Annotated in this window: 18 protein-coding genes; 7 read left to right on the forward strand and 11 right to left on the reverse strand. The window is 70.6% G+C overall.

The window, feature by feature from the left end; all coding sequences use genetic code 11:
* Positions 1 to 51: 51 nt before the first annotated feature.
* Together aspS and ABD481_RS39345 are read left to right on the forward strand one after the other, a co-directional pair.
* Positions 52 to 1,371: an aspartate--tRNA(Asn) ligase gene (gene aspS, locus ABD481_RS39340; protein ID WP_344670981.1), complete on the forward strand. Its 1,320-nt coding sequence runs from the start codon at positions 52 to 54 to the stop codon at positions 1,369 to 1,371.
* A gap of 273 nt (positions 1,372 to 1,644) precedes the next feature.
* Complete coding sequence (locus ABD481_RS39345; protein WP_344670982.1) at positions 1,645 to 3,108, forward strand: aminopeptidase P family protein; 1,464 nt, start codon at positions 1,645 to 1,647, stop codon at positions 3,106 to 3,108.
* 1,081 nt (positions 3,109 to 4,189) lie between these two features.
* Here the strand turns inward: ABD481_RS39345 and ABD481_RS39350 are convergent.
* From ABD481_RS39350 to ABD481_RS39375, 6 genes are read right to left on the reverse strand one after another with little or no spacing between them, the layout of a single operon-like run.
* Positions 4,190 to 4,918 carry a GntR family transcriptional regulator gene (locus ABD481_RS39350; RefSeq protein ID WP_344670983.1) on the reverse strand — a complete coding sequence of 243 codons (729 nt, stop codon included), beginning with the start codon at positions 4,916 to 4,918 and terminating at the stop codon, positions 4,190 to 4,192.
* Between the two features lie 18 nt (positions 4,919 to 4,936).
* On the reverse strand, positions 4,937 to 5,938 hold the full coding sequence (locus tag ABD481_RS39355; protein WP_344670984.1) for a proline racemase family protein: 1,002 nt from the start codon (positions 5,936 to 5,938) through the stop codon (positions 4,937 to 4,939).
* Positions 5,938 to 6,846 (reverse strand): dihydrodipicolinate synthase family protein, encoded by a 909-nt coding sequence (locus tag ABD481_RS39360; RefSeq protein WP_344670985.1) that lies wholly within the window; start codon positions 6,844 to 6,846, stop codon positions 5,938 to 5,940. Before ABD481_RS39360 ends, ABD481_RS39355 begins: the two co-directional genes overlap by 1 nt.
* A gap of 6 nt (positions 6,847 to 6,852) precedes the next feature.
* Positions 6,853 to 8,439: an FAD-dependent oxidoreductase gene (locus ABD481_RS39365; protein ID WP_344670986.1), complete on the reverse strand. Its 1,587-nt coding sequence runs from the start codon at positions 8,437 to 8,439 to the stop codon at positions 6,853 to 6,855.
* The gene (locus ABD481_RS39370; protein WP_344670987.1) at positions 8,432 to 8,692 is read right to left on the reverse strand and encodes a (2Fe-2S)-binding protein; all 261 of its coding nucleotides are present in this window, start codon (positions 8,690 to 8,692) and stop codon (positions 8,432 to 8,434) included. Before ABD481_RS39370 ends, ABD481_RS39365 begins: the two co-directional genes overlap by 8 nt.
* A complete protein-coding gene (locus ABD481_RS39375; RefSeq protein WP_344670988.1) occupies positions 8,689 to 9,891 on the reverse strand; it encodes an NAD(P)/FAD-dependent oxidoreductase in 1,203 nt (400 codons plus the stop codon). Before ABD481_RS39375 ends, ABD481_RS39370 begins: the two co-directional genes overlap by 4 nt.
* A 139-nt stretch (positions 9,892 to 10,030) precedes the next feature.
* Here ABD481_RS39375 and ABD481_RS39380 point away from each other — a divergent pair, with 139 nt between their 5' ends.
* The 3 genes from ABD481_RS39380 (at position 10,031) to ABD481_RS39390 (ending at position 13,551) form a co-directional block, all read left to right on the forward strand.
* Positions 10,031 to 11,506, forward strand: a complete 1,476-nt coding sequence (locus ABD481_RS39380; RefSeq protein ID WP_344670989.1) for a family 2B encapsulin nanocompartment shell protein — start codon at positions 10,031 to 10,033, stop codon at positions 11,504 to 11,506.
* Positions 11,499 to 12,638, forward strand: a complete 1,140-nt coding sequence (locus ABD481_RS39385; protein WP_344670990.1) for a polyprenyl synthetase family protein — start codon at positions 11,499 to 11,501, stop codon at positions 12,636 to 12,638. The genes ABD481_RS39380 and ABD481_RS39385 overlap by 8 nt, the downstream gene beginning before the upstream one ends.
* Before the next feature lie 154 nt (positions 12,639 to 12,792).
* Positions 12,793 to 13,551 carry a bestrophin-like domain gene (locus ABD481_RS39390; RefSeq protein ID WP_344670991.1) on the forward strand — a complete coding sequence of 253 codons (759 nt, stop codon included), beginning with the start codon at positions 12,793 to 12,795 and terminating at the stop codon, positions 13,549 to 13,551.
* Positions 13,552 to 13,649: 98 nt separating this feature from the next.
* On the opposite strand, the gene ABD481_RS39395 is transcribed toward ABD481_RS39390, so the two are convergent.
* The 4 genes from ABD481_RS39395 to ABD481_RS39410 all read right to left on the reverse strand — a co-directional run bounded on the left by ABD481_RS39395 (position 13,650) and on the right by ABD481_RS39410 (position 18,829).
* Positions 13,650 to 15,197: an amino acid permease gene (locus ABD481_RS39395; protein ID WP_344670992.1), complete on the reverse strand. Its 1,548-nt coding sequence runs from the start codon at positions 15,195 to 15,197 to the stop codon at positions 13,650 to 13,652.
* Between the two features lie 163 nt (positions 15,198 to 15,360).
* Positions 15,361 to 16,353 carry a hypothetical protein gene (locus ABD481_RS39400; RefSeq protein ID WP_344670993.1) on the reverse strand — a complete coding sequence of 331 codons (993 nt, stop codon included), beginning with the start codon at positions 16,351 to 16,353 and terminating at the stop codon, positions 15,361 to 15,363.
* A 159-nt stretch (positions 16,354 to 16,512) separates the two neighbouring features.
* Positions 16,513 to 17,070, reverse strand: coding sequence for an isopentenyl-diphosphate Delta-isomerase (gene idi, locus ABD481_RS39405; RefSeq protein WP_344671007.1), 558 nt, complete (start codon positions 17,068 to 17,070; stop codon positions 16,513 to 16,515).
* A gap of 34 nt (positions 17,071 to 17,104) precedes the next feature.
* Positions 17,105 to 18,829 (reverse strand): bifunctional 3'-5' exonuclease/DNA polymerase, encoded by a 1,725-nt coding sequence (locus ABD481_RS39410; protein ID WP_344670994.1) that lies wholly within the window; start codon positions 18,827 to 18,829, stop codon positions 17,105 to 17,107.
* A 94-nt stretch (positions 18,830 to 18,923) separates the two neighbouring features.
* Here ABD481_RS39410 and ABD481_RS39415 point away from each other — a divergent pair, with 94 nt between their 5' ends.
* A complete protein-coding gene (locus tag ABD481_RS39415; RefSeq protein WP_344670995.1) occupies positions 18,924 to 19,673 on the forward strand; it encodes an SDR family oxidoreductase in 750 nt (249 codons plus the stop codon).
* 26 nt (positions 19,674 to 19,699) lie between these two features.
* On the opposite strand, the gene ABD481_RS39420 is transcribed toward ABD481_RS39415, so the two are convergent.
* Complete coding sequence (locus tag ABD481_RS39420; protein ID WP_344670996.1) at positions 19,700 to 20,647, reverse strand: DMT family transporter; 948 nt, start codon at positions 20,645 to 20,647, stop codon at positions 19,700 to 19,702.
* Between the two features lie 182 nt (positions 20,648 to 20,829).
* Here ABD481_RS39420 and ggt point away from each other — a divergent pair, with 182 nt between their 5' ends.
* Positions 20,830 to 22,689, forward strand: coding sequence for a gamma-glutamyltransferase (gene ggt, locus ABD481_RS39425; RefSeq protein WP_344670997.1), 1,860 nt, complete (start codon positions 20,830 to 20,832; stop codon positions 22,687 to 22,689).
* Positions 22,690 to 22,696: the final 7 nt, after the last annotated feature.

Genomic DNA, 22,696 nt, shown 5'->3' on the forward strand with positions numbered 1-22,696 from the left:
TTATCGCCCGCACCCCCAAGGGATCACTTCGAGACCCCTTGGAGGGCTCAAATGATCCACCGCGTATTGGCGTCCGAGTTGGCGGCGCACGTGGGTGAAACCGTGCAGGTCTCGGGGTGGCTGCATCGCCGCCGGGAGTTGAAGCACGTCACGTTTCTGATTCTGCGGGACCGTAGTGGGCTGACGCAGGCTGTTGTGCCGGGCACTACGGGCACTACGGGTGGGCCGGGTGGTCCGGGTGGGCCGACGCAGGACATCCCCGAGGAGACAGTGCTCAGCTTCACCGGTGTCGTGACCGCGAACCCGCAGGCACCGGGCGGAGTCGAGCTGGTCGCGCCGTCGTCCGGTCCGGAGATCGAGGTGCTGTCCAGCCTGGCCGCGACGCCGCCGTTGGACGTCTACCGCCCGACGGTCACCGCCTCGCTGCCCACGATCCTGGACCACGCCCCGGTGGCGCTGCGGCATCCGCAGCTCAACGCGCCGTTCCAGATCACGGCGGCGTCGGTCGCCGGGTTCCGCGGTGCGCTGGACGCGCTGGGCTTCACCGAGATCCACACGCCGAAGATCGTCGGCTCGGCCACCGAGTCCGGGGCGAACGTGTTCACGTTGGACTGGTTCGGGAGGCCGGCGTACCTGGCGCAGTCGCCGCAGTTCTTCAAGCAGATGATGGTCGGCGTGTTCGAGCGCGTCTACGAGACCGGTCCGGTGTTCCGGGCCGAGCCGTCGGACACGGCGCGGCACCTCGCGCAGTACACCAGCCTGGACGCGGAGCTCGGGTTCATCACCGACCACCGGGACGTGATGGCGGTGGTGCGGGAGGCGCTGGCGCGGATGGTCGAGGCGGTCGGCGAGCGGGCCGCGGCGGCGGTGGAGGTGTTGGGGGTGCGCCTGCCGAAGGTGCCGGAGAAGATCCCGGAGATTCATTTCTCGGAGGCGATGGCGATGCTCGGGCTCGACGAGCCGGACTTGTCGCCTGCTGACGAGCGGACGCTGAGTGAGTGGGCGCTGCGGGAGTACCACAGCGAGTTTCTGTTCGTTACTGGCTATCCGATGGTGAAGCGGCCGTTCTACACGCATGGCGAGCCGGGGCGACCGCGGTACTCGAACAGCTTTGACCTGCTTTTTCGGGGGTTGGAGCTGATTACTGGTGGTCAGCGGCTGCATCGGTATGAGGACTATGTTGCGGCGCTGGCTGCGCGTGGGGAGTCGACGGAGGCGTATGAGGGCTACCTCAGCGCTTTCCAGCACGGGATGCCGCCGCATGGTGGGTTCGCGCTGGGGCTGGAGCGGTGGACGATGCGCCTCACCGAGGCGGACAACGTGCGGCGGTCCGCGCTGTTCCCGCGGGACCTGCACCGGCTGGCGCCGTAGGCACGATGCCATTTCGGACATCGGGTTCCGATCGCGCTGATGACGTGATGGCGTGATGGCGTTGATGACGATGGCGATGGCGATGATGTGCGGAAAAGCGGTGGGAAACGCGCGGGGAGGCCGGGTGGGAGCAGTGGGAGGCGGCAAGCGGTAGCGTTCCTCGCACCGGTTCGGGGGTTACCGTGACGCTCCATGGAATGTAACATTGCACAGCGGTAACCCTCCTTCTCTTCTGTTTCCGCCCGCCCTCCCTCCACACCCTCAGGAGCCGCAGTGTCCAGCGACCCGCACCTGTCGAAGTTCGCCACCGGCAGCCACGACCTCCCGGTCACCGACGCCCTGGCCGCCTTCATGGCGACGCAGTGGGCGCCCACGCCGCTGGCGGGGCTGGGCCCGGTGCCCGCCGCCGCCTGGACGCCGCGTCGGCGGGCCGCCGTCTCCGAGCGGTTCCCCGGGGAGCGGTTGATCGTGCCGGCTGGTGTTGAGCGGCTGCGTAGCAATGACACGTTCTATCCGTACCGCGTGCACAGCGCGTTCGCGCACCTGACCGGTGGGCAGTCGCTGGAGGGCGTGCTGGTCTTCGAGCCCAACGGTTCGGGTCACGACGCGATTCTGTTCGCGCACGACCGTTCGTCGCGGGAGAACGGCGAGGCGTTCCGCGACCGGCGGCTCGGTGAGATGTGGGAGGGGCGGCGGCCGTCGCTGAGCGAGAGCTCGGAGCTCTACGGGATGGCGACCGAGAACCTGAATCGGCTGGGCGACAAGCTGTCCGGTGCGGCGGTGCCGACGCGGGTGCTGCGTGGGGTCGATCCGCGCGTGGACGACTTGGTGGCCGGACGGCCGGAGGCGGATGCGGATGCGGATGCGGATGCGGATGCGGAGTTCAGCGCGTTTTTGGCGGAGCTGCGGCTGGTGAAGGATGCGTGGGAGATCGAGCAGTTGCAGGCGGCTGTTGATGCGACGACGCTTGGGTTCCAGGATGTGGCGCGCACCATTCCCGGGGTGATTGGTAAGCCTCGTGCGGAGCGTTGGGTGGAGGGTGCGTTCAACAACCGGGCTCGGGTTGAGGGCAATGCTGTCGGTTACAACACCATTGTTGGTGGTGGTGCGCATGCGTGTGTGCTGCATTGGACTGCGAATGATGGGACGCTCAACGCTGGGGAGCTGCTTCTGCTCGACGCTGGTGTGGAAGTGGATTCGCTCTACACTGCCGACATCACGCGGACGCTGCCGATCTCCGGGACTTTCAGTCCGGTGCAGCGGGATCTCTACAACTTGGTCTTGGCGGCGCAGAACGCGGGTATCGCGACGCTGCGTGCTGGGGCCAAGTTCCGCGACTTCCACTGGGCCGCGATGCGCACTATCGCTTCGGGGCTGATCGACCTGGGGATTCTGAAGGTCTCGCTGGAGGAGGCGATGGACCCCGAGGTCGGTGTCTACAGGCGCTACACGCTGTGCGGTAGCGGCCACATGCTCGGCCTCGATGTTCACGACTGCGCCAAGGCCCGCGCCGAGGAGTACGTGGACGGGACGCTGGCTGCTGGGAACGTGCTGACTGTGGAGCCGGGTTTGTACCTTCAGCCGGATGATCTGACGCTGCCGGAGGAGCTGCGTGGGATCGGGATTCGGATTGAGGACGACTTGGTGGTTACTGAGGAGGGGTCGGTTTTGATGTCGGGGGCGTTGCCGCGTGAGGTTGATGAGGTTGAGGCTTGGATGGGGGAGTTTGGGGGGTGAGGGTCAACGATTTGGTGCGTAGCGCCGCCTAGCGCGCTGGTCATAGCAACGCCGCCTCAGCGATTTGAATCGCTGAGGCGGCGTTGTTGTTGCTGCTGTAGTTGTAGTGGGCAAAGTCAAAAGCTGGGTAAAGCAGGCGCCTCCGGCGAGGACCTCTGATCCCTCGGAGAACTGGCGCTAGTCCATAGGGTGGTCTGGTCAGTCCCTGCGCTGGCGGTTTGTGGGGTGGGGGTTTGTTCCCCTCGCTCACGTCGGCAGCCCTACGGGTACAGCACCGCCGCCCAGGTATCAAGTCCATGCCGCTGCGGTGAGAGTCCTAGTGCTGCGGTTGGGGATGCATGAACTTGATACCTGGTCGGCGGTGCTGTAGGCAAAGCCCTGCCGACGTGACCGAGGAGAACAAACCAAAACCCCAAGGAGAGGACTGAAGGATCCGGGGGCAGAGGGCGGCCACTTCAGCCATCCGGCCGCCGGTGAGGCAAACCTTCGGCCACCCGATGAGGTACGCCTTCGGCCACTCGGCGAGGCAGTTCTTGGGGCGCCGGTGCTGGCGGTCTTCGGCCCCTGCTTTGCTTTGAACCTTCCCGGCGGCCGTAGTCAGCGAGGCGCCCAGCCCCCAACCCCGTGATTGTCAGCTCTCTGCCTGGGTTGTTGGTTTGTTCTCCTCGGTCACGTCGGCAGGGCTCTGCCTACAGTACCGCCGACCAGGTGTCAAGTTCATGCAAGCGCAACCGCAGCCCAATAAGCATCACCGCAGCGGCATGGACTTGATACCTGGGCGGCGGTGCTGTACCCGTAGGGCTGCCGACGTGAGCGAGGGGAACAAACCCCCACCCCACAAACCGCCAGCGCAGGGACTAGCCGGGCCCACCTGTGGAGCTGGCGCCAGTTCTCCGAGGGATCCGAGGCCCTCGCCGGAGGCGCCTGCCTTTCGCTTTTCACAGCTCTTGACTTTGACCTTGACCTTCAGCTCAGCGGGCTTCAGCCCCGCCTCCCCCGCCTCCCCCGCTTCTCCCACACCTCACACCCACACCTCACACCCAAACGCCATCCCCAAACCCCATCCCCACACCCCATCCCACTAATCCCGCCCCGCCCACAGCGACCGCACATGCGTCAAATGCGTCCGCATCAGCCCCTCCACCGCCGCCGCGTCCCGCGACACCAGCGCATCGACAAGTTGCACATGCTCCTCCGCCGACGCGGCGAGTGCGCCGGCGTCGGCGAGCGAGGGCAGGCCGTAGAGGCGGGATCGGTTGCGGAGGTCGCTGACCACTGCTACCAGGTGGGGGTTGCCCGACAGTCCTAGCAGGGTGAGGTGGAAAGCCTGGTCGGCTTCGACGTAGGCGATCAGGTCGCGTGCGCGGGCGGCGGCGACGATGGCGGCGGCGGCCGGGCGTAGGGCCTCCAGGTCGGGGGTGGAGGCGGTGCGGGCCAGGCCGGTTACTACCGGGATTTCGATCAGGGCTCTGATCTCGGTGAAGTGGTCCAGGTCTGCTTCGGAGAGCTCGGTGACGCGGAAGCCCTTGTTGCGGACCACCTCGACCAGGCCCTCTTTGGCGAGGTCGAGCATCGCTTCGCGGACCGGGGTGGCTGATACGCCGAAGCCGGCGGCCAGGACCGGGGCGGAGTACACCACGCCGGGGCGGAGTTCGCCGGCGATGAGGGCGGCGCGCAGTGCGTGGGAGACCTGCTCGCGGAGCGAGTGGTGGCCCAGTACGCGGGGCAGGTTCAGGGACGGGCTCTGCTCACCGACGGGCCCGGTCGGGGCTCCCATGAGGCCGGCGCCGCCGGTACTCCTGTCTGGCATGCCCGCACCCTACCGTGATCAGAGCGAGAACCCGGCAGGGAACGGATCAGTCGGGTCCAGGAAATACTGGGCGGTTCCGGTGATCCAGGCCCGGCCGGTGACGGTGGGGACCACTGCGGGGCGGCCGGCGACCTCGGTCTGCTCGACCAGGCGGCCGATGAAGCGGGTGCCGATGAAGGACTCGTTGGTGAAGTCGGTGTCCAGGGCCAGCTCGCCCCGGGCGTGGAGCTGCGCCATCCGGGCCGAGGTGCCGGTGCCGCAGGGTGAGCGGTCGAACCAGCCGGGGTGGATGGCCATGGCGTGCCGGGAGTGCGCGGCGGTGGAGCCGGGGGCGCGGAAGTAGACGTGGTGGACGGCGCGGATGCTGTCGTCGAGCGGGTGCACGGGCTCGTCGGCGGCGTTGATGGCGTCCATGGTGGCCAGCCCGGCGGCGATGATCTCGTTCTTGGCCGCGCGGTCGAAGGGCAGCTGGTAGTCGTCCAGGTCGACGATGGCGTAGAAGTTGCCGCCGTAGGCGAGGTCGTAGCCGATCCGGCCGAAGCCGGGCACCTCGACCTCGGCGTCGAGCCGCTCGGCGAAGCTGGGGACGTTGCGGATGGTCACCGAGCGCGCCGCGCCGTCCTCGACGTGCACATCGGCCAGCACCAGCCCGGCCGGGGTGTCCAGGCGGACGGTGGTGACCGGCTCCACGACCGGGACCATGCCGGTCTCGACCAGGACGGTGGCCACGCCGATGGTGCCGTGGCCGCACATCGGCAGCAGCCCGGAGACCTCGATGAACAGCACCCCGTAGTCGGCGTCGGGGCGGGTCGGCGGCTGCAGGATCGCGCCGGACATGGCCGCGTGCCCGCGCGGTTCGCACATCAGCAGCGTCCGCAGGTCGTCCAGGTGCTCCATGAAGTACAGCCGCCTGGCCATCATGGTCGCGCCGGGGATGACGCCGACGCCCCCGGTGACGACCCGGGTCGGCATCCCCTCGGTGTGGGAGTCGACGGCGTGGTAGACGTTCCGAGTACGCATCAGGCGGCCCTCCGCTCCCGCGCCTTGTCCTCCAGCGGCAGCACGCGGAGGGTGTCGGCCTTGACGGTCTCGTACTGGTCCGCCAGCAGCGGCACACGCGGCGGACGGCAGCCGCCGCCGGTCCGGCCGGCCAGGTCCATGGAGAGCTTGATGGCCTGGACGAACTCGGTGCGGGAGTCCCAGCGCAGCAGCGGGTGCAGCTCGCGGTAGAGAGGCACCGCGGTGTCGAGATCGCCGGAGACAGCGGCGTGATAGAGCTCGTTGCAGACGTACGGGATGGCGTTGGGGTAGCCGGAGACCCAGCCCACGGCACCGGCCAGGGCCAGCTCCAGCAGCACGTCGTCGGCGCCGATGAGCAGGTCGAGCTCGGGCGCCAGCTCCTTGATCCGATACGCGCGGCGCGTGTCGCCGGAGAACTCCTTGACCGCGTGGATGTAGCCGGCGGCGTGGATCTCGGCGAGCAGCTCCGGCACCAGGTCGACTTTGGTGTCGATCGGGTTGTTGTACGCCACCACCGGGATCCCGGTCCCGGCGACCGCCTTGTAGTGCGCGAGCACCGAGCGCTCGTCGGCACGGTAGGCGTTGGGCGGCAGCAGCATGACGGCGCCGGCCCCGGCCTCGGCGGCCTGCTCCGCCCAGCGGCACGACTCCAGCGAACCGTAAGCCGCGACACCGACCAGCACCCGGTCCCCGCCGACGGCCTCGACCGCGGTGCGCACCACGGCGGCCCGCTCCTCGGCGGTGAGCGTCTGGTACTCGCCGAGCGAGCCGTTGGGGCACACGCCGTCGCAACCGGCCTCGATCAGACCGCGGAGGTTCTCCGCGTAGGCGTCGAGATCGACAGACAGGTCGTCACGGAAGGGGAGAGCGGTGGCGACGACTACGCCGTGCCAAGGCTTGCGGGACATCGGCTATTACTTCCTTCGGTCTTGCTCGGCCAAAACACCGAGCGGGACGGGGCGCGCCAAAGGGCGCTTGGCAGCGGCAAGGAGATCGGCGGCAGAAGGCGGTACGTCGGGGTCCCGCTGCGCCAGGCAGGCGACGGCGTAGCCGCAGACGCGTCCCTGACACCACCCCATACCCGCACGCGTCAGAAGCTTGACGGTCCGGGCATCAGCAGCGCCGAGCTCGGCGACGGCTTCGGTAACGGCGTGCGCCGACACCTCCTCGCAGCGACACACGACAGTGTCGCCGGTGAGGTGCGCACGCCAGGCCGGAGGGACAGGATGCTGGAGGCGGATGACATCGGCGAAGGCACGCTGACGGTCGCGACGACGCCGAAGGGCAACCGCGTCCGCCGGCCGAGAACCGCCTCCCGCCTGTGCCGCGATGGCCAGACCAGCGATCTCGCCCTCGGCGAGCGAGGTCTGGACTCCGGCGACACCCGCGGTCTCGCCGACGGCGTAGAAGCCCGGCACAGTCGTGCGCTGGTCGGTATCGACACGCAACGCGACGGTCCCGTCGGCGAGATAGCGAGGCTCGCAGCCGAGCGTGAGGCCGAGGTCGATCTGCGGCGCGAGGCCGTAGCCGATGGCGAGGGCGTCGCACTCGACGCGGCGGCGACCGGTGCCGTCCGGGCGAGCGAGCACGACTGCTTCGAGCAAGTCCGTACCCTGCGCCTCGACAACCAGGTAGCCGCTGCGCAGCGGCACGCGGTGGCGGAGGAACCGCCGGGCGAAATCGAGGCCCTCGGCCAGCTTCGCGGGGTTGGTCAGCAGCGGGATGGGGTGCTTCGCGTAGCCGCGGACGCGGTTGGCGTCGTAGAGCCCGAGGACGTTCGCACCGGCCGCCGCGAGCCCGGCGGCGACCGGAAGCAGCAGCGGTCCGGTCCCGGCGACGACGACGCGGCGGCCGGGCAGCACCAGGTTGCCCTTCAGCAGGGCCTGCGCGCCGCCGGCGGTGAAGACGCCCGGCAGGTCCCAGCCGGGGAACGGGACCACGCGTTCGTAGGCGCCGGTGGCCAGGACCACGGAGGTGGCGGCGATCGGACCGCGGTCGGTCAGGACCTTGAACGCGGTGCCGACCGCGACGGAGACCGGCTCGGCCACACCGACCGAAGCAACCGCCCCGGCCAGCTCGGCCGACCCGACCGCCGCGCCAGCCGGGACCGACTCGACCGACCCAACCGCCGCGCCAGCCGGGACCGGCTCGACCGACCCGACCGCTGCGACCGCCGGGACCGACCCAACCGCCTCAACCGCCTCAACCGCCCACACCTGATGCTCGAACAACACCTCGACCCGCGGCGAGGTCTCGACCCGCGCCGCCAGCCGCTCGAACTCCGCCCAACCGTGGTGCAGCTCGGCCGACCACGGGGCGGTCAGGCCCGGCGCCGGGTGGCGGAAGTACTGGCCGCCGAGCTGGCGCCCGGCGTCGATCAGGGCGACCCGCAGGCCGTGGTCGGCGGCGGTCGTGGCAGCGGCCATACCGGCCGGGCCGGCGCCGATCACCGCGACGTCGAAGGCGACGTCGAAGGCGGCGTCGGAAGCGTTCTCAGCCACGTCCGTCTCCCTCCTGCGTCACCACGACATCGCCATGGGAGACCGGAACCAGGCAGGCCCGCACGTTCGGCTCGCCGTTCACCGTCACCAGGCAGTCGAAGCACACCCCGATCCCGCAGAACAGCCCGCGCGGCCGGCCGTTGACCCGCGTCGTGCGCCACGACAGCACACCGGCCGCGAGCAGCGCGCCGCCGACGGTCTGGCCGGACTCGGCAGTCATCGGCCGGCCGTCGAAGGTGAAGTCCACAGTCATCGCGCCGCCTCCTCGGAACAGCCGCAGCCATCGGCGAACCGCCCAGGCCGGAACGGCTCCGGATCGACCATCGGCTTCGTCCCCGTCACCAGCGCGGCGATCAGCTCACCGGTCGCCGGCGCCAGCCCGATCCCGGCGCCCTCGTGCCCGGCGGCGTGGTAGAGCCCTGCGACGTGCGCGTCCGGCCCGATCGCCGAGAGATGATCAGGCAGGTAGGGCCGGAACCCGCAGTAGTACCGTTGGACAGCGACCCGCTCAAGGAACGGGAACAACTCGGCCGCCTGGCCCGCCAGCCGCCCCAAGGCGTCGTAGGACGGCGTCCGGTCCAGTCCCACCCGCTCCCGGCTGGCCCCGATCAGCACCGGCCCGGACGGCGTCCCCTCGACCACGCCGGACGACTGCAAAGCCGCGTCGGAGCTGGAGACGTCCGATACATAAGCGGCCGAGTAGACCTTGTGCCGGATCAACGGCGGCAACGGCTCGGTGACGAGCACGAACCCGCGCCGGGGCTGCACCGGCAGAGCCGACCCGGCCAGCTCCGCGATCGCGCCCGACCACAGCCCGGCGGCGTTGACCACGATCCGCGCCGGGATCTCGCCCGACGTCGTCCGCACTCCCCGCACCGCACCGTCGGACATCAGCAGCCCGGTCACCGCACTGCCGAGGCGCAGAGCGGCGCCGGAGGCTTTCAGCAGCCGCGCCGCCGCGAGCGCGGGCATCACCTGCGCGTCCTGCGGATACCAGAAGCCGCCGGCCACATCCGGTGCGAGGTGGGGCTCGAACTCTGACAGCTGTTCGGCGGGCACCTCCTCGGCGCGGACTCCCGCCTCGTTCTGGGTGGCGGCGAAGACCTGGAGCGCCGCGAAGTCCGCCGGGGTGAAAGCGACCACCAGGCCGCCCTTGGCCTCGTATTCGAAGCTCTCGCCGCGCGCGCCGAGCTCCTCCTCCGCCAGCGACCGCCACAGCTCCTGCGACCGCAGCGCGAGGTCGAGCTCCGGCCCCGGCCCCTTGTCCGACACCAGAAGGTTCCCCTCCCCCGCCCCGGACGTCCCGCCGGCGACCGGCCCCCGGTCGACGACCGTCACCGCGAGTCCGGCGCGGGCCAAATACAAAGCGCAGGCCGCGCCGACCATGCCGGCGCCGACCACCACCACGTCGGGAGGCCCGGCCGGGTACGGCGGGCGGGGGGCTGCGCTCACGCCAGTACTATGTCACATGTCCTAGCCACTCGCCAGCGGGACTTGTTCGATTTATGTCACCCTTTGCGGTAATAGACCCGATCACCGAGTCGCCCCACGATGGAAGCCATACAACGGCTTTTCGCCCGGAGGGGGAACGATGACGGTCGAGCAGAGCGCGGCGGCGCCGGAAGGCACCGCGGCCGAGGGCAATCAGCTCAGCCTGGACACCGCGGCGGCGCGGAACCTGGCCACCACGACCAAGACACCGCCGCAGATGCAGGGCATCACGTCACGCTGGCTGCTGCGGATTTTGCCGTGGGTGCAGGCCGACGGCGGCACTTTCCGAGTGAACCGGCGGCTGAGCCACGCCGTCGGGCGGGGCCGCGTCGCCTTCGGCCACGCCGGGGACGACAACGTCACCGTCGTCGCACCGACCCTGGTCGAGCTGCCGCCGCTGCGCGACTACGACGACGAGCCGCTGCTCGCCGAACTGGCGTCACGGTTCACGGTGCGCGAGTTCCGGGCCGGGGACACGATCGCCGAGGCGGGCACACCGGTCGACGCGCTCTGGCTGATCGCCCACGGAAAAGTGGACCTGTCCGGGCACGGGAAGTACGGCGACCACGCGGTGACCGGACACCTGGCCGACGGGGACCACTTCGGCGCCGAGGTCTTCCACACCGGGGGCACGGTCGGGGGCCGGGGCGCGGGCGGCAGCGGGGCCAGCAATGGCCAGGTGCCCTTATGGAAGTCGACCGCACGGGCTGCGACACCCGTGATCGCGCTATCGGTCCCGGCCGGGGAAATCCGGGCACTGATCGACCGGTCGGAGACCCTGCGCGACCATCTGGCCGCGCAGCGGCGCGCCCGGTCCAAAGCGCAGAACCAGCACGGTGAGGCCGAGATCGCGCTGGCCGCCGGGTACGAGGGCGAGGCGGAGCTCCCGGGGACGTTCGCCGACTACGAGCTGAAGCCGCGGGAGTACGAGCTCTCGGTCGCGCAGACGGTGCTGCGGGTCCACACCCGCGTCGCGGATCTCTACAACAAGCCGATGAGCCAGATGGAGGAGCAGCTGCGGCTGACCATCGAGGCGTTGCGGGAGCGGCAGGAGGACGAGCTGGTCAACAACCGCGGCTTCGGCTTGCTGCACAACGCGGACTTCGAGCAGCGGGTCCACACGCACTCGGGGCCGCCGACACCGGACGACCTCGACGAGTTGCTGTCGCGGCGGCGGGACACGCACTTCCTGCTGGCGCATCCGAAGGCGATCGCCGCGTTCGGGCGGGAGTGCACGAAGCGCGGGGTGTATCCGCCGACGGTGGAGTTGCTGGGGAGCCACGTGCCGTCGTGGCGAGGCGTACCGCTGCTGCCGTGCCCGAAGATCCCGGTCACGGACGGGCACACGACGTCGATCCTGGCGATGCGGGTCGGCGCGGAGGAGCAGGGGGTGGTGGGCCTGCATCAGACGGGGATCCCGGACGAGTACCAGCCGGGGTTGTCGGTGCGGCTGATGGGAGTGGACGCGAAAGCCATCACGAACTACCTGGTCAGCGCCTACTACTCGGCGGCGGTGCTGGTGCCGGACGCGCTGGGCGTCCTGGAGAACGTCGAGATTGCGCGGCCCCGTGGCTGAGGCGCTGGGAACCGAAGTCGACGCGGTGGCGTTGGAGGCGCTGCGCCAGGCGCGGGGGGTGGTGGATCCGGTGATGCGCGGCGCGGTGGATTCGCTGCCGGGCAGGATGCGGTTGATCTCGGCCTACCACCTGGGATGGGTGGAGGCCGACGGGAAGCCCCGGGAGGCGGGTGGGAACGGGGCCGGCGGGAAGTTGTTGCGGCCGGGGCTGGTGTTCGCCGCGGCCACGGCGGTCGCGGGGGCGGAATTCGAGCCGGAATTCGGGCCGGAACTGGGGCCGGAACTGGGGCCGGAATTCGAGCCGGAACCAGGAACCGGGCTCGTCCAGGACCGGACAACAGCCGGCTTCGGCCGCGCGGTCCTCGCCGCGGCCGCCGCCGTGGAGCTGGCGCACAACTTCACGCTGCTGCACGACGACGTCATCGACCGGGACCGGACCCGGCGGCACCGCCCCACGGCGTGGACCGTGTTCGGCACCGAGAACGCGATCCTGGCCGGGGACGCGATGCTGGCCCTGGCCTTGCGGCTGGTCGGCGGCGAGGCGGCGAACCGGCTGGCGGACTGCGTCATGGAGATCTGCGAGGGCCAGTACGAGGACTGCGCGTTCGAGCAGCGCGACGACGTCACCCTCGACGAGTGCCTGGCGATGGCCGCCAAGAAGACCGGAGCTCTGCTGGGATGCGCGTGCGCGCTCGGCGGCCTGGCGGCCGGGGCGGAGCCGGGGGCGGTGGCGGCGCTGGACCGGTTCGGGCGCGAGATCGGCATGGCCTTCCAACTCACCGACGACCTGCTGGGTATCTGGGGCGATCCGGCCACCACCGGCAAACCGGTCGGGTCGGATCTGGCGGCCCGCAAGAAGTCGCTGCCGGTGGTCTCGGCGCTGTCGACGACGTCGGGAGCGGCGCGGGAACTGGCCGGGCTCTACGCCTTGAGCCGGGACTTCACAGAACAGGAACTCCAGCGGGCCGCCCAGGCCGTCGAGCGGGCCGGCGGGCGGGCCTGGGCCGGGGACGAGGCCTCGGCCCGGGTGGCCAAGGCGCACGCCTGCCTGGGCGAGGCACCCGGGATCAACCAGGCGGCGGTACGCGACCTGCACGCGATTGCCGATCTCATTACCAGACGGACTTTCTAGGACCCTTTAGGATCTTCTACACCTGAGATGCCTTGGGGAACTTTGAGCGCTCCCGAGGGAACTCCGAGCCCTCCGGGGCTCGCGCCACTGTTCGTCCGGCCCACCGGCAACCCGCCCGGGCCCCTGGCACTGTGAACTTTCTGGAGTCGTCCGCATGACCGCCAAGGACTACGGCATCATCGTCGCCGTCCTCATCCTCACCTTCATCGCCCTGCGTCTGACGCAGCGCTTCATCCCGCACCACCGGCGCGAGCCCCACAACGACGTGGCCGGCTTCATCTTCGCGACCGTCTCGGTGGTCTTCGCGGTGCCGCTCGCGTTCGTCGTCGTCGCGCTGTGGACGAACAACGACAACGCGCACCAGACGACGTTCCGGGAAGCGAACGAGCTGGCGGGGATCTACTGGATCGCACGGCAGGTACCGCTGCCGCTGGGGGCGCAGCTGGAGCATCAGACCCTGGAGTACGCGAACACGGTCGTCGACCAGGAATGGCCGCTGCTGGCGAAGCACCAGACCAGTCCGAAGGCCACGGAGCTGGTGTACGAGATGCGGGACAGCGTGTTCGCGCTCAAGCCGACCTCGGTGGCCGACCAGGTGGAGTACGACCACGCGATGACGCACGTGGAGGCGCTGGCCGGGGAGCGGCGGCAGAGATTGAATCAGGCCGATGAATCGCTCCCGCCGCTGTTGTGGGCGATCCTGATCGGGAGCGCGCTGGTGACGGTCGCCTTCACGTTCCTGTTCGGCCTGTCCAGCTCGTTCGCTCATACGGTGATGGTGATGACGCTGGCCGGGCTGGTGGTCGTGTCGCTGGTGGTGGTGCGCGAGATGAGCTACCCGTACGCGGGGACGATGAAGGTGAGTCCGACGGCGTTCGAGGTGTTCCTGGCCCGGCTGCCCACGCCGAGATGAACGGGGCGGCAGGGCGGCCGTACCAAGAACACGAAGAAGCGGCGCGCCTCGGGTTTCCCGAGGCGCGCCGCCGCGTCAGACCAGCACGTGCCCTATTGCTAGATCACGTCCAGGTCGGCGAACTGCTCGGCCTCGACCGCGCCGGCCGGCGGCGCGTACGCGGTGCGGCCGCGAGCGAGCCACCAGATTCCGGACAGCAGCAGGGCCGCGACGAGGGCGATCGGGGCGTAGTTGAAGGTCAGCTTGGTCACCGGCGAGGCCTGGGGCAGGCAGAACAGGATGACCTCGATCACGACCCAGACGGAGGCCGTGTAGCCGACCAGCGGCCCCCACTTGCCCAGGTTCCAGGCGCCCTTCTTGAAGTTCTTGCCCTGACGGGCGCGCAGGAAGCCGGGGATCACGTACGCCGGGGCCAGACCGATGGAGGCGATGGCGGTCACGGCGCCGTAGGCCTGGATCGTCCACAGGGACGGCAGGGCCAGGATGAAGGCCACGACGACCACCAGCCACATGGCGTTGGTCGGGACGGCCGAGCGGTTGACCTTGCGCCAGGTCGCCGAGCCCGGGAGGGCGCCGTCGCGGGAGAACGCGAAGACCATGCGGGCGGCCGAGCCGATGGCGGCCAGGCCGCAGCACAGCTGGGCGACGATGATCACCAGGGTCAGGACCTCGGCCCAGTGCTGGCCGAGGGCGTCGATCATGATGATCGACGGGGCCGTCACCGCGCCGCCGTAGCCGGAGCCGGCGGACTCGGTGGCGTACTGGTCCGAACCGCCCTGGATGGCGAACAGGAAGGCGACGATCAGCACCAGGCCGGCGATGCCGGAGACCCAGATGGACCGGACGATGCCCTTGGGCGCCAGGGTGGAGGCCTGGGACGTCTCCTCCGACATGTGCGCCGAGGCGTCGTAGCCGGTCAGGGTGTAGCCGGTGAGCAGCAGGCCGATGGCGCTGACGTAGATCGCGCTCTTGAACCCGGTGGCGTTCGCGTAGTGGGTGAACACGAAGCTGGCGCTCTGGTGGTGGGTCGGGATCACGAACAGCACCACGACGATGAAGGCCACGCCGATCAGGTGCCACCAGACGCTGACCCGGTTGAGCAGGTCCAGCACCCGCACGCCGAAGGAGTTCAGGATGCCGTGCAGGAGCAGCACGCCGGCGAAGACGGCTATCAGCCCGTACTTGTCCGGGGTCCAGCCGAAGGCCATACCGGTGAAGGCGCCGATGAACTCGGCGGCGCCGTAGTCGATGCCGGCGATGACGCCGAACAGGCCCAGCATGTTGAGCCAGCCGGTGATCCAGCCCCAGCCCTTGCCGCCGAGGCGGTGGGCCATGAAGAACAGCGCGCCCGAGGTCGGGTAGACGCTGGTGACCTCGGCCAGGCTCAGGCCGATCAGCAGCACGGCGACCGTGACGCCGATCCAGCCCCAGACCATCACCGCGGGCCCGCCGGTGGCCATGCCGAACCCGAACAGGGTCATGCAGCCGGACAGGATGGAGATGATCGAGAAGCTGATGGCGAAGTTGCCGAAGCCGGACATCCGGCGGGAGAGCACCGGTTCGTAGCCGATCGCACGCAGCTGTTCGGCGTCGGCGTGGTCGGCATCGCTCCAGGCCGGATTGGTAGAGCTTTGAGTCGTCGACATGGCGTCGTTCGTTTTCCCTTCAAGGCCCGGGGGGTGGGCCGCCTGTTGTGTGGGACGAGATGTGGTGCGGAACAACTCACTGCGGGTGGGGACAAGCGGGGGCAAAGTCATCAGCACGGTGATACAGGTGGTACACGTCTTACAGGTGTTACCGGCGGTACCGCTAGGGGCCGGAACGTGAACGGCCCGGTTCGCGACGTCGGCCGCCGGCCGACAGCGCCGTCGTGCGGGCCCTGACGAACTCCTCGGCGGCGTCGCCGGTGGCGGACACCGAGCCCCACGGTTTGGTGGCGCCGTAGGGGCCCAGGGCCTGGAAGACGTCCGCCGCCAGGTCCGAGCGGCCGCCGGCGACCAGCGCGTGCGCGAGGTGGGAGAGGTCGACCACCAGCCAGTCGTCCTTGCTGGTGCTGGTGAACCAGTTCCAGCCCCGGGCCATCTCGGTCCGGGCGGCCTCGGTGCTCCACATCAGGTGCGCCAGGGCGTCCCGCTGGGCCTTGCGGAACTCGTACGCGACCACGAGCGCGTACAGGGGCAGCAGCTGCAAGGGCGACAGGCCGCTGAGCCCGACGCTGCCGACGATGCTGGCGGCGAACAGCTGGGTGTCGGCCGGGCTGGGGCCCGAGCCGTTGCCGACCGCGGACAGCATCCGGTGGCAGCCCTCGCGGTTGGCGGGATCGACGCGCCACAGATCGCGGAAGGCGTGCCAGGGCCCTGGTACCGGGCAGGAGTCGGGGCCGTCTATGCGTTCGTCGAAGCCGGCCGCCAAAGCCAGGCGACCCAGGTAGGGCACTGGGTCGCCGGGACTGATGGCCGCGGCATCGGCGCACAGCTCCGCCGCGCGGCGGCCCAGGACATGGGCCTGGGGCACGTCATTGGCCGCGGCCCGGCAGGCGCGTTCGACGGCCACCCGGGCCGCCATGATGATCGCGTTCGGATCCCGGGGGCGTTCGGCGACCCACTGGTCGACAGCGTTGGAACCGGCCGCCACCTGGGCCAGCAGCGCGGTGCGCGAACACCGCAGCTGCCGATCCTGCCCAGGGGCGGCCAGCAGTTCCGCCATCGAGAAGTAATGGCCGGTCCGGACCTCGCCCAGGATTCGGGCGAGGGCCTCGTCGAAGCCCGCCGGGTGCATGACGGGTCGGAAGTCGGCGCTCATGGCGTCGGCGTGGTGAGAGGCGGGGGGTGGGTAAGCGAAGGTGAGGCGACACAGCGCTTATCCCCTGACCACGCAATGGCATCGGGCACCGCGCAATGATGCCCGACATCACAGGGATCGAACAACCCCCTGTGTGACTTCATGATCGCTAAGCCAGGATCATGACATCCACGTGCCGAAATCCCGCTCCGCCAGCTGTTCGACCTGTAGTCGGCACCACGGGGACACGTCGAAGCGCCCGGAAAGGACGTCCGCGCAGAAGTCCGCCCAAGGCGTCCACCGGTACTCCGCGACCTCCTCGGCCGCCGGGGCCGGGACGGTGCCGACCGGGACACTCGCCCGAAACACCGGGCACACCTCGTTCTCGACGATGCCGTTCGGCATGACCGCGCGGTAGCGGAAATCCGGCAGGATCGGCCAGACCCGGTCCACGTCCAGTCCGAGCTCGGTGGACAGCCGGCGCCGGACCGCGTCCTGGATCTGCTCCCCGGGCGCCGGATGGCCGCACGCGGAATTGGTCCAGACCCCGGGCCAGGTGCGTTTGTCCTCGGCCCGGCGGGTCACCAGCAGCCGATGCTCGTCGTCGAAGACGTAGCAGGAGAAAGCCAGGTGCAGCGGTGTGTCCGCGGTGTGCACCTCGGCCTTCGGAGCAGTACCGATCGGGGTGCCGTCCGGGGCGAGCAGGACGACCTCTTCGACTTCCACGATGTCGCGCATGCCCAGCCCGATACCCACTGCCGCCTCCGGTCCGTTACTTGGCGTCGCCATAGCACTCGACAGAGTGAACGCTCATCGGGAAGCGCACCGGCCCCGGCCCGAAGACCAGGCGTCCGGCGAGCGCGGCGCACTCCCCGATCATCCCAGCCGCGGCGGCCGCGTGTTCCTTGGGGACGTGCACCAACACCTCGTCGTGCTGGAAGAACACCAACTGCGCGCCGTCCAACCGCCGCAACCGCTGACGCAGCAAGGCCAACAGCACCTCGGCCCACTCCGCGGCGGTGGCCTGGATCACGAAGTTGCGGGTGAAGCGGCCGCGGGCCCGGGCCACCTGGCCGGAGCGGCGGTTGCTGTCGTCGGCGGCGTCGGCCTCGGCGTCGCCGGCGATCGCGCTCTGCCACCGCTCCGACGGCGGCGGGCAGGTGCGGCCCAGGTGAGAGCGGACCAGGCGGCCGCGCTCCCCTTCGCGAGCGGCCTCGTCCAGCAGCGCGGTGGCCTTCGGGAAGCGGCGGCGCATCAGGGCCAGCGGCGCGGCGGCACCCCCGCCGGTCTGCCCGTACATGGCGCCGAGCAGCCCGAGCTTGGCCTGGTCGCGGGAGCCCTCGAAGACGCCGGCGAGCGCGGCGTACATGTCATCGCTCTGCGTCGCCTCGGCCATGCCGGGATCCTGCGCCATCGCCGCCAAGATCCGCGGCTCCAGTTGGGCGGCGTCGGCGGCGACGAAGACCCAGCCCGGGTCGGCGATCACAGCTTTGCGCAACCTGCGCGCAATCTGGAGCGCGCCGCCGCCCCGGGCCGCCCAGCGTCCGGTGACCACACCGCCGACGGTGTACTCGGGCCGGAAACGGCCGGCCACGACCCAGGTATCGCGCCACACCCAGCCGTTGAACGAGTAAAGACGCGATAACTCTTTGTATTTGAGCAACAGCGGGATCGCCGGATGGTCGATCTTCTCCAGGTCCCAGCGGCGCAGCGAGGGCAGCTTCACGCCGACGTCGGCGAAGGCCTTGGTGACCTGCGGGGCCGAGTCGGGGTTGAGGGCCCGGACACCCAGCGCCGCAGCGAGTTCGGCCGTGGCGGCGGCCATCGCGCGCGGCGGCGAGCCGTCGACCGGCCGCGGGCCGAGGATCTCGGCCAGGATCTCGCCGTGCACGTCGGCCCGCCACGGCAGGCCGTGGTGCGCCATCTCGGCGGCGGCCAGCGCGGCCGCGGACTCGGCGGCGACCAGCAGCCGGAACCGGCCGGGATGCTCGGTGGCGGCGATCCGGCGCAGCTGCTCGGCGTGCACCTCCCGGACCGCGCGCAGCGGGTCGGCGTCCGGCGGCAGCCCCGAGCGGTCCGGCTCGAACAGCGCGGGCTGGGTGGTCGGATTGTCGGCCGGCGCCTCCAGCGTGCCCTCGGCCCGGTCCGGCGGCACCGGCAGGCCGTGCAGCCGGGCCCAGGCCGCGCCGAGCGAGCGGGGCGCGCCGCACCGGCCCTCGTAGGCGACCAGGAGCGCCTCGGTGAGCGCGAGGTCGTGGCAGCGGTCGACGCGGACGCCGCGGCGCAGCAGGGCCGGGGCGAGGTCGGCGGTGGCGGGCCAGATCCAGCGCGGGTGGTCCGGGGCGTCCGGGGCCGAGGCCGCCTCCAGCGTCCCGATCTCGGCTTCGAGGTCGGCGACGGCGCGCGGCTGACCGGCGGCGTCTCCCTCCTCGGAGATCGCTTGAACGAAACCGCGATCCTTGAAACCCTCTGGGTCGTAGGTCGCGGCGATCTGCACGCCATGATTGTCCGTGACAGCACCGACAAAGTCGGCACCGAGCAGCCCTTTCGGGGTGCGCGGTGCCGATGCGCGAGGGACCGAGGAACCGCCCATGACCACCAAGACCGCCGTCGTCACCGGAGCGAGCAGCGGCATCGGCGCCGCCACCGCCCGCCGTCTGGCCGCCGAGGGCTACCGGGTGGTGCTCGTCGCGCGCCGCCGGGACCGGCTGGAGGCGCTGGCCGCGGAGCTGGGCGGCGCGGGCGAAGCGGTGGAGCTGGACGTGACCGACGCCGCGGCGGTGTCGGCGTTCGCCGCCGGGCTGGACGCGTGCGACGTGCTGGTGAACAACGCCGGCGGGGCGATCGGCGCGGACTTCGTCGCGACGGCCGATCCGGCGGACTGGCGGGCGATGTACGAGGTCAACGTCCTGGGCTCGCTGCATCTGACGCAGGCGCTGCTGCCGAAGCTGGTGGCCTCCGGCGCGGGCACGGTCGTGATGATGTCCTCGACCGCGGGCCACATCGTCTACGAGGGCGGCGCCGGGTACGCGGCGGCCAAGCACGGCACCCATGTGCTGGCCGAGACGCTGCGGCTGGAGCTGTTCGACCAGCCGGTCCGGGTGATCGAGATCGCTCCGGGCATGGTCCGGACCGACGAGTTCGCGCTGAACCGGTTCGGCGGCGACGCGGCGAGGGCCGCGGCGGTCTACGCCGGGGTCGCCGAGCCGCTGCTGGCCGAGGACATCGCCGACTGTGTGGCGTGGACCGTGACCCGGCCGTCGCACGTCAACGTGGACCTGCTGGTGGTGCGGCCGCGCGCGCAGGCGGCGCAGCACAAGGTGCACCGGGTCACGGAGTAACCGTGGTCACGGAGTAACAACCCGGGTCACGGAGTGACGGGGGCGGCCTCCACCACCACGACGGCCTCGTCGAGGGCGGGGGCCGCCTCGACCGCGGGCCCGGCCTCGGCGGCCCCGGCCTCGGGCGTGCGCAGCGTCGAGAGCACCAGGCCGATCATCACCAGCGGGAAGCCGACGATGACCCCGGCCTTGATGGTCTCGCCGAGGAAGACCACGCCGCCGGCGACGGCCACGGCCGGGTTGACGAAGGTGATCATCGAGGCGCGTGCCGGGCCGGCTTCGGCGATCAGCGCGAAGAACAACAGGAACGCGGCGGCGGTGCAGACCAGGCCGAGGGCGACGGCGGCGGCGATCGCGTTGGCCTTGGGCAGGTGCGCCGGCAGGGTGAAGGCGGCGACCGGGGTGTACAGGAGCGCGACGCCGGTGAGCGAGAGGGTGATCACCCCGAGGGTCGGGACGTCGCTCAGGCGGCGGTTGGCGATGATCGGGGCGATGGCGTAGCCGATGGCGACCGCGATCACCTCCAGCATGTGCCAGACGTTCACCTCGCCGATGTTGAGGCCGACGATCGCGATGACGCCGGCCAGGCCGATGAACAGGCCCGCCAGCCGGGTGCCGGACACCGCTTCCTTCTCGCCGAGGCGCCACATGATGAGCGCGACGAAGAACGGCACGGCGGCGATCAGCAGGCCGGCCAGCGAGGACGTCATGTGCTGCTCGGCGTCGCCCAGCAGCAGCCAGGGGCCGGCGATCTCCAGGGCGGCGAACACCGCGATGTAGCGCCAGTGCTTCAGCGCCGGGCGTATCAGGTCCCGCTTCATCGCCACCGGCAGCAGCACCGCGGCGCCGACCGCGGTCCGGGCGAAGACGATGAACGGCGCGGGCATGCCTTCCAGCGCGATCTTGATCAGCAGGTAGGGGATGCCCCAGATCACTGCCATCGCGGCGAAAAGCAACCAACCGCGCTTGGACACGGCTCCCCCCTATGGGACGAAAAACGGACGAGCGGCGGGACCCGGGTATCGGCACTTCGAGAGCCCCTGGTAACAGCCCAGAGCGGCCTGAGCATATTCCACCCGCGCTTCCCAGAAAATAAGCCCTCTGCCACAGTGGACCCTCGACGGGGAGCAACGGGACCATCACGCGGAGGTAGGAGATGCACACGCCGACCCGGAGACCTTTCCGAACGGGCGCAGCCCTGGTCGCGACGGCCGCGCTGACCGTGAGCCTGACGGCGGCCCGGGCCGCCCCGGACGGCCGCCACCACCCCGGCGAGCCGCCGCGCTCGCCGGTGGCGACCGGCTTCGGAGGCGCGGTGGCCAGCGTCAGCCCGTACGCCACGCAGGCCGGCCTGGACGTGCTCGAGCACGGCGGCAACGCCGTGGACGCGGCGGTGGCCACGGCCGCCGCGCTGGGCGTCGTCGAGCCGTACTCGGCGGGCATCGGCGGCGGCGGCTTCTTCGTGTACTACGACGCCCGCACGCACAAGGTCTCCACCATCGACGGCCGCGAGACCGGCCCGGCGGCGATGACCACGAACTTCTTCATCGATCCGGCCACCGGCCAGCCGCTGGCGTTCGCCGACGCGGTCAACTCCGGGCTGTCGGTCGGCGTGCCGGGCACGCTGATGACCTGGGCCACGGCGCTGGACAAGTGGGGCACGATCCCGCTGCGGAAGGCGTTGCAGGGCGGCACCGACATCGCCGAGAACGGCTTCGTCGTCGACCCGACGTTCAACTCCTTCACCGCGATGAACCAGGCGCGGTTCTCGCAGATCGCCCCGACCGCGAAGCTGTTCCTGCCGAACGGCGCGCCGCCGGCGGTCGGCTCGGTGTTCCGGAACCCGGACCTGGCGGACACCTACAAGCTGATCGCCAAGGACGGCCCCGGCGTCTTCTACCACGGGGTTCTGGGCCAGGAGGTGGCGAACACCGCGCAGCACCCGCCGACGGTGGCGAACCCGACGATGTACTTCCGCCCCGGGGTGCTGACCGCCTCCGACATCGCGCACTACACCGCGCCGGTGCAGGCGCCGACGCACGTGAACTACCAGGGCCTGGACGTCTACTCGATCGCGCCGCCGTCCTCCGGCGGCACCACGGTCGGCGAGGCGCTCAACATCCTGTCGAACTTCGACGTCTCCCCCAGCGACCAGGTGCAGGCGCTGCACCTGTACGACGAGGCCGCGCGGGTCGCGTTCGCCGACCGCAACCGCTGGGTCGGGGACGCGGCGTTCAACAACGTCCCGGTGCGGGGCCTGACCTCGGCCGCGTACGGCAAGGACCGGTCCTGCCTGATCAGCGCGACCAGCACCCTGACCAGCCCGGTGGCCCCCGGCGACCCGTCGGCCCCGCACGGCGGCACCACCTGCCCGGCCGGCGCGCCGGGCGGCACCGAGGTCGCGGGCACCGAGGGCTTGTCGACGACGCACCTGGTGACCGCGGACAAGTGGGGCGACGTCGTCTCCTACACCCTCACCATCGAGCAGACCGGCGGTTCGGCGATCACCGTCCCGGGCCGCGGCTTCCTGCTGAACAACGAGATGACGGACTTCGACTTCACGCCGGTGCACCCGGGCGCCCCGGACCCGAACCTGCCGGACTCCGGCAAGCGGCCGCGCTCGTCGATGTCGCCGACGATCGTGCTGAAGGACGGCCGGCCGTTCCTGGCGGTCGGCTCCCCCGGCGGCGCGAGCATCATCACCACCGTGCTCCAGATCCTGGTCAACCGCGTGGACCTGGGCATGAGCCTGCCGGCGGCGATCGCGGCGCCGCGGGCCTCGCAGCGCGACCGGTCGGTGACGGACGCCGAGCCGGCGTTCCTGAACCTGCCGCAGATCCCGGCGCTGCAAGCGCTGGGTGAGAACTTCGTGCTGGTGGCGCCGTCGGGCACGCCGACGCCGGAGATCGGCGCGGCGACCGGGCTGGAGTTCCTGCCGAACGGCGAGGTCCAGGCCGCGGCCGAGCCGGCGCGGCGCGGCGGCGGATCGGCGATGGTGGTGCATCCGGCGCGGTAGGGCGCAT

Origin of the sequence: Catenulispora yoronensis (assembly GCF_039531695.1) — a bacterium.
Taxonomy (GTDB): domain Bacteria; phylum Actinomycetota; class Actinomycetes; order Streptomycetales; family Catenulisporaceae; genus Catenulispora; species Catenulispora yoronensis.

Bases quoted from the DNA above. Each gene is read 5' to 3' on its own strand.
- idi (WP_344671007.1), bottom strand. From the start codon at position 17,070: ATGCGCGACATCGTGGAAGTCGAAGAGGTCGTCCTGCTCGCCCCGGAC.
- ABD481_RS39390 (WP_344670991.1), top strand. From the start codon at position 12,793: ATGACCGCCAAGGACTACGGCATCATCGTCGCCGTCCTCATCCTCACC.
- ABD481_RS39380 (WP_344670989.1), top strand. From the start codon at position 10,031: ATGACGGTCGAGCAGAGCGCGGCGGCGCCGGAAGGCACCGCGGCCGAG.
- ggt (WP_344670997.1), top strand. From the start codon at position 20,830: ATGCACACGCCGACCCGGAGACCTTTCCGAACGGGCGCAGCCCTGGTC.
- aspS (WP_344670981.1), top strand. From the start codon at position 52: ATGATCCACCGCGTATTGGCGTCCGAGTTGGCGGCGCACGTGGGTGAA.
- ABD481_RS39370 (WP_344670987.1), bottom strand. From the start codon at position 8,692: ATGACTGTGGACTTCACCTTCGACGGCCGGCCGATGACTGCCGAGTCC.
- ABD481_RS39360 (WP_344670985.1), bottom strand. From the start codon at position 6,846: ATGTCCCGCAAGCCTTGGCACGGCGTAGTCGTCGCCACCGCTCTCCCC.
- ABD481_RS39350 (WP_344670983.1), bottom strand. From the start codon at position 4,918: ATGCCAGACAGGAGTACCGGCGGCGCCGGCCTCATGGGAGCCCCGACC.
- ABD481_RS39400 (WP_344670993.1), bottom strand. From the start codon at position 16,353: ATGAGCGCCGACTTCCGACCCGTCATGCACCCGGCGGGCTTCGACGAG.
- ABD481_RS39395 (WP_344670992.1), bottom strand. From the start codon at position 15,197: ATGTCGACGACTCAAAGCTCTACCAATCCGGCCTGGAGCGATGCCGAC.
- ABD481_RS39355 (WP_344670984.1), bottom strand. From the start codon at position 5,938: ATGCGTACTCGGAACGTCTACCACGCCGTCGACTCCCACACCGAGGGG.
- ABD481_RS39415 (WP_344670995.1), top strand. From the start codon at position 18,924: ATGACCACCAAGACCGCCGTCGTCACCGGAGCGAGCAGCGGCATCGGC.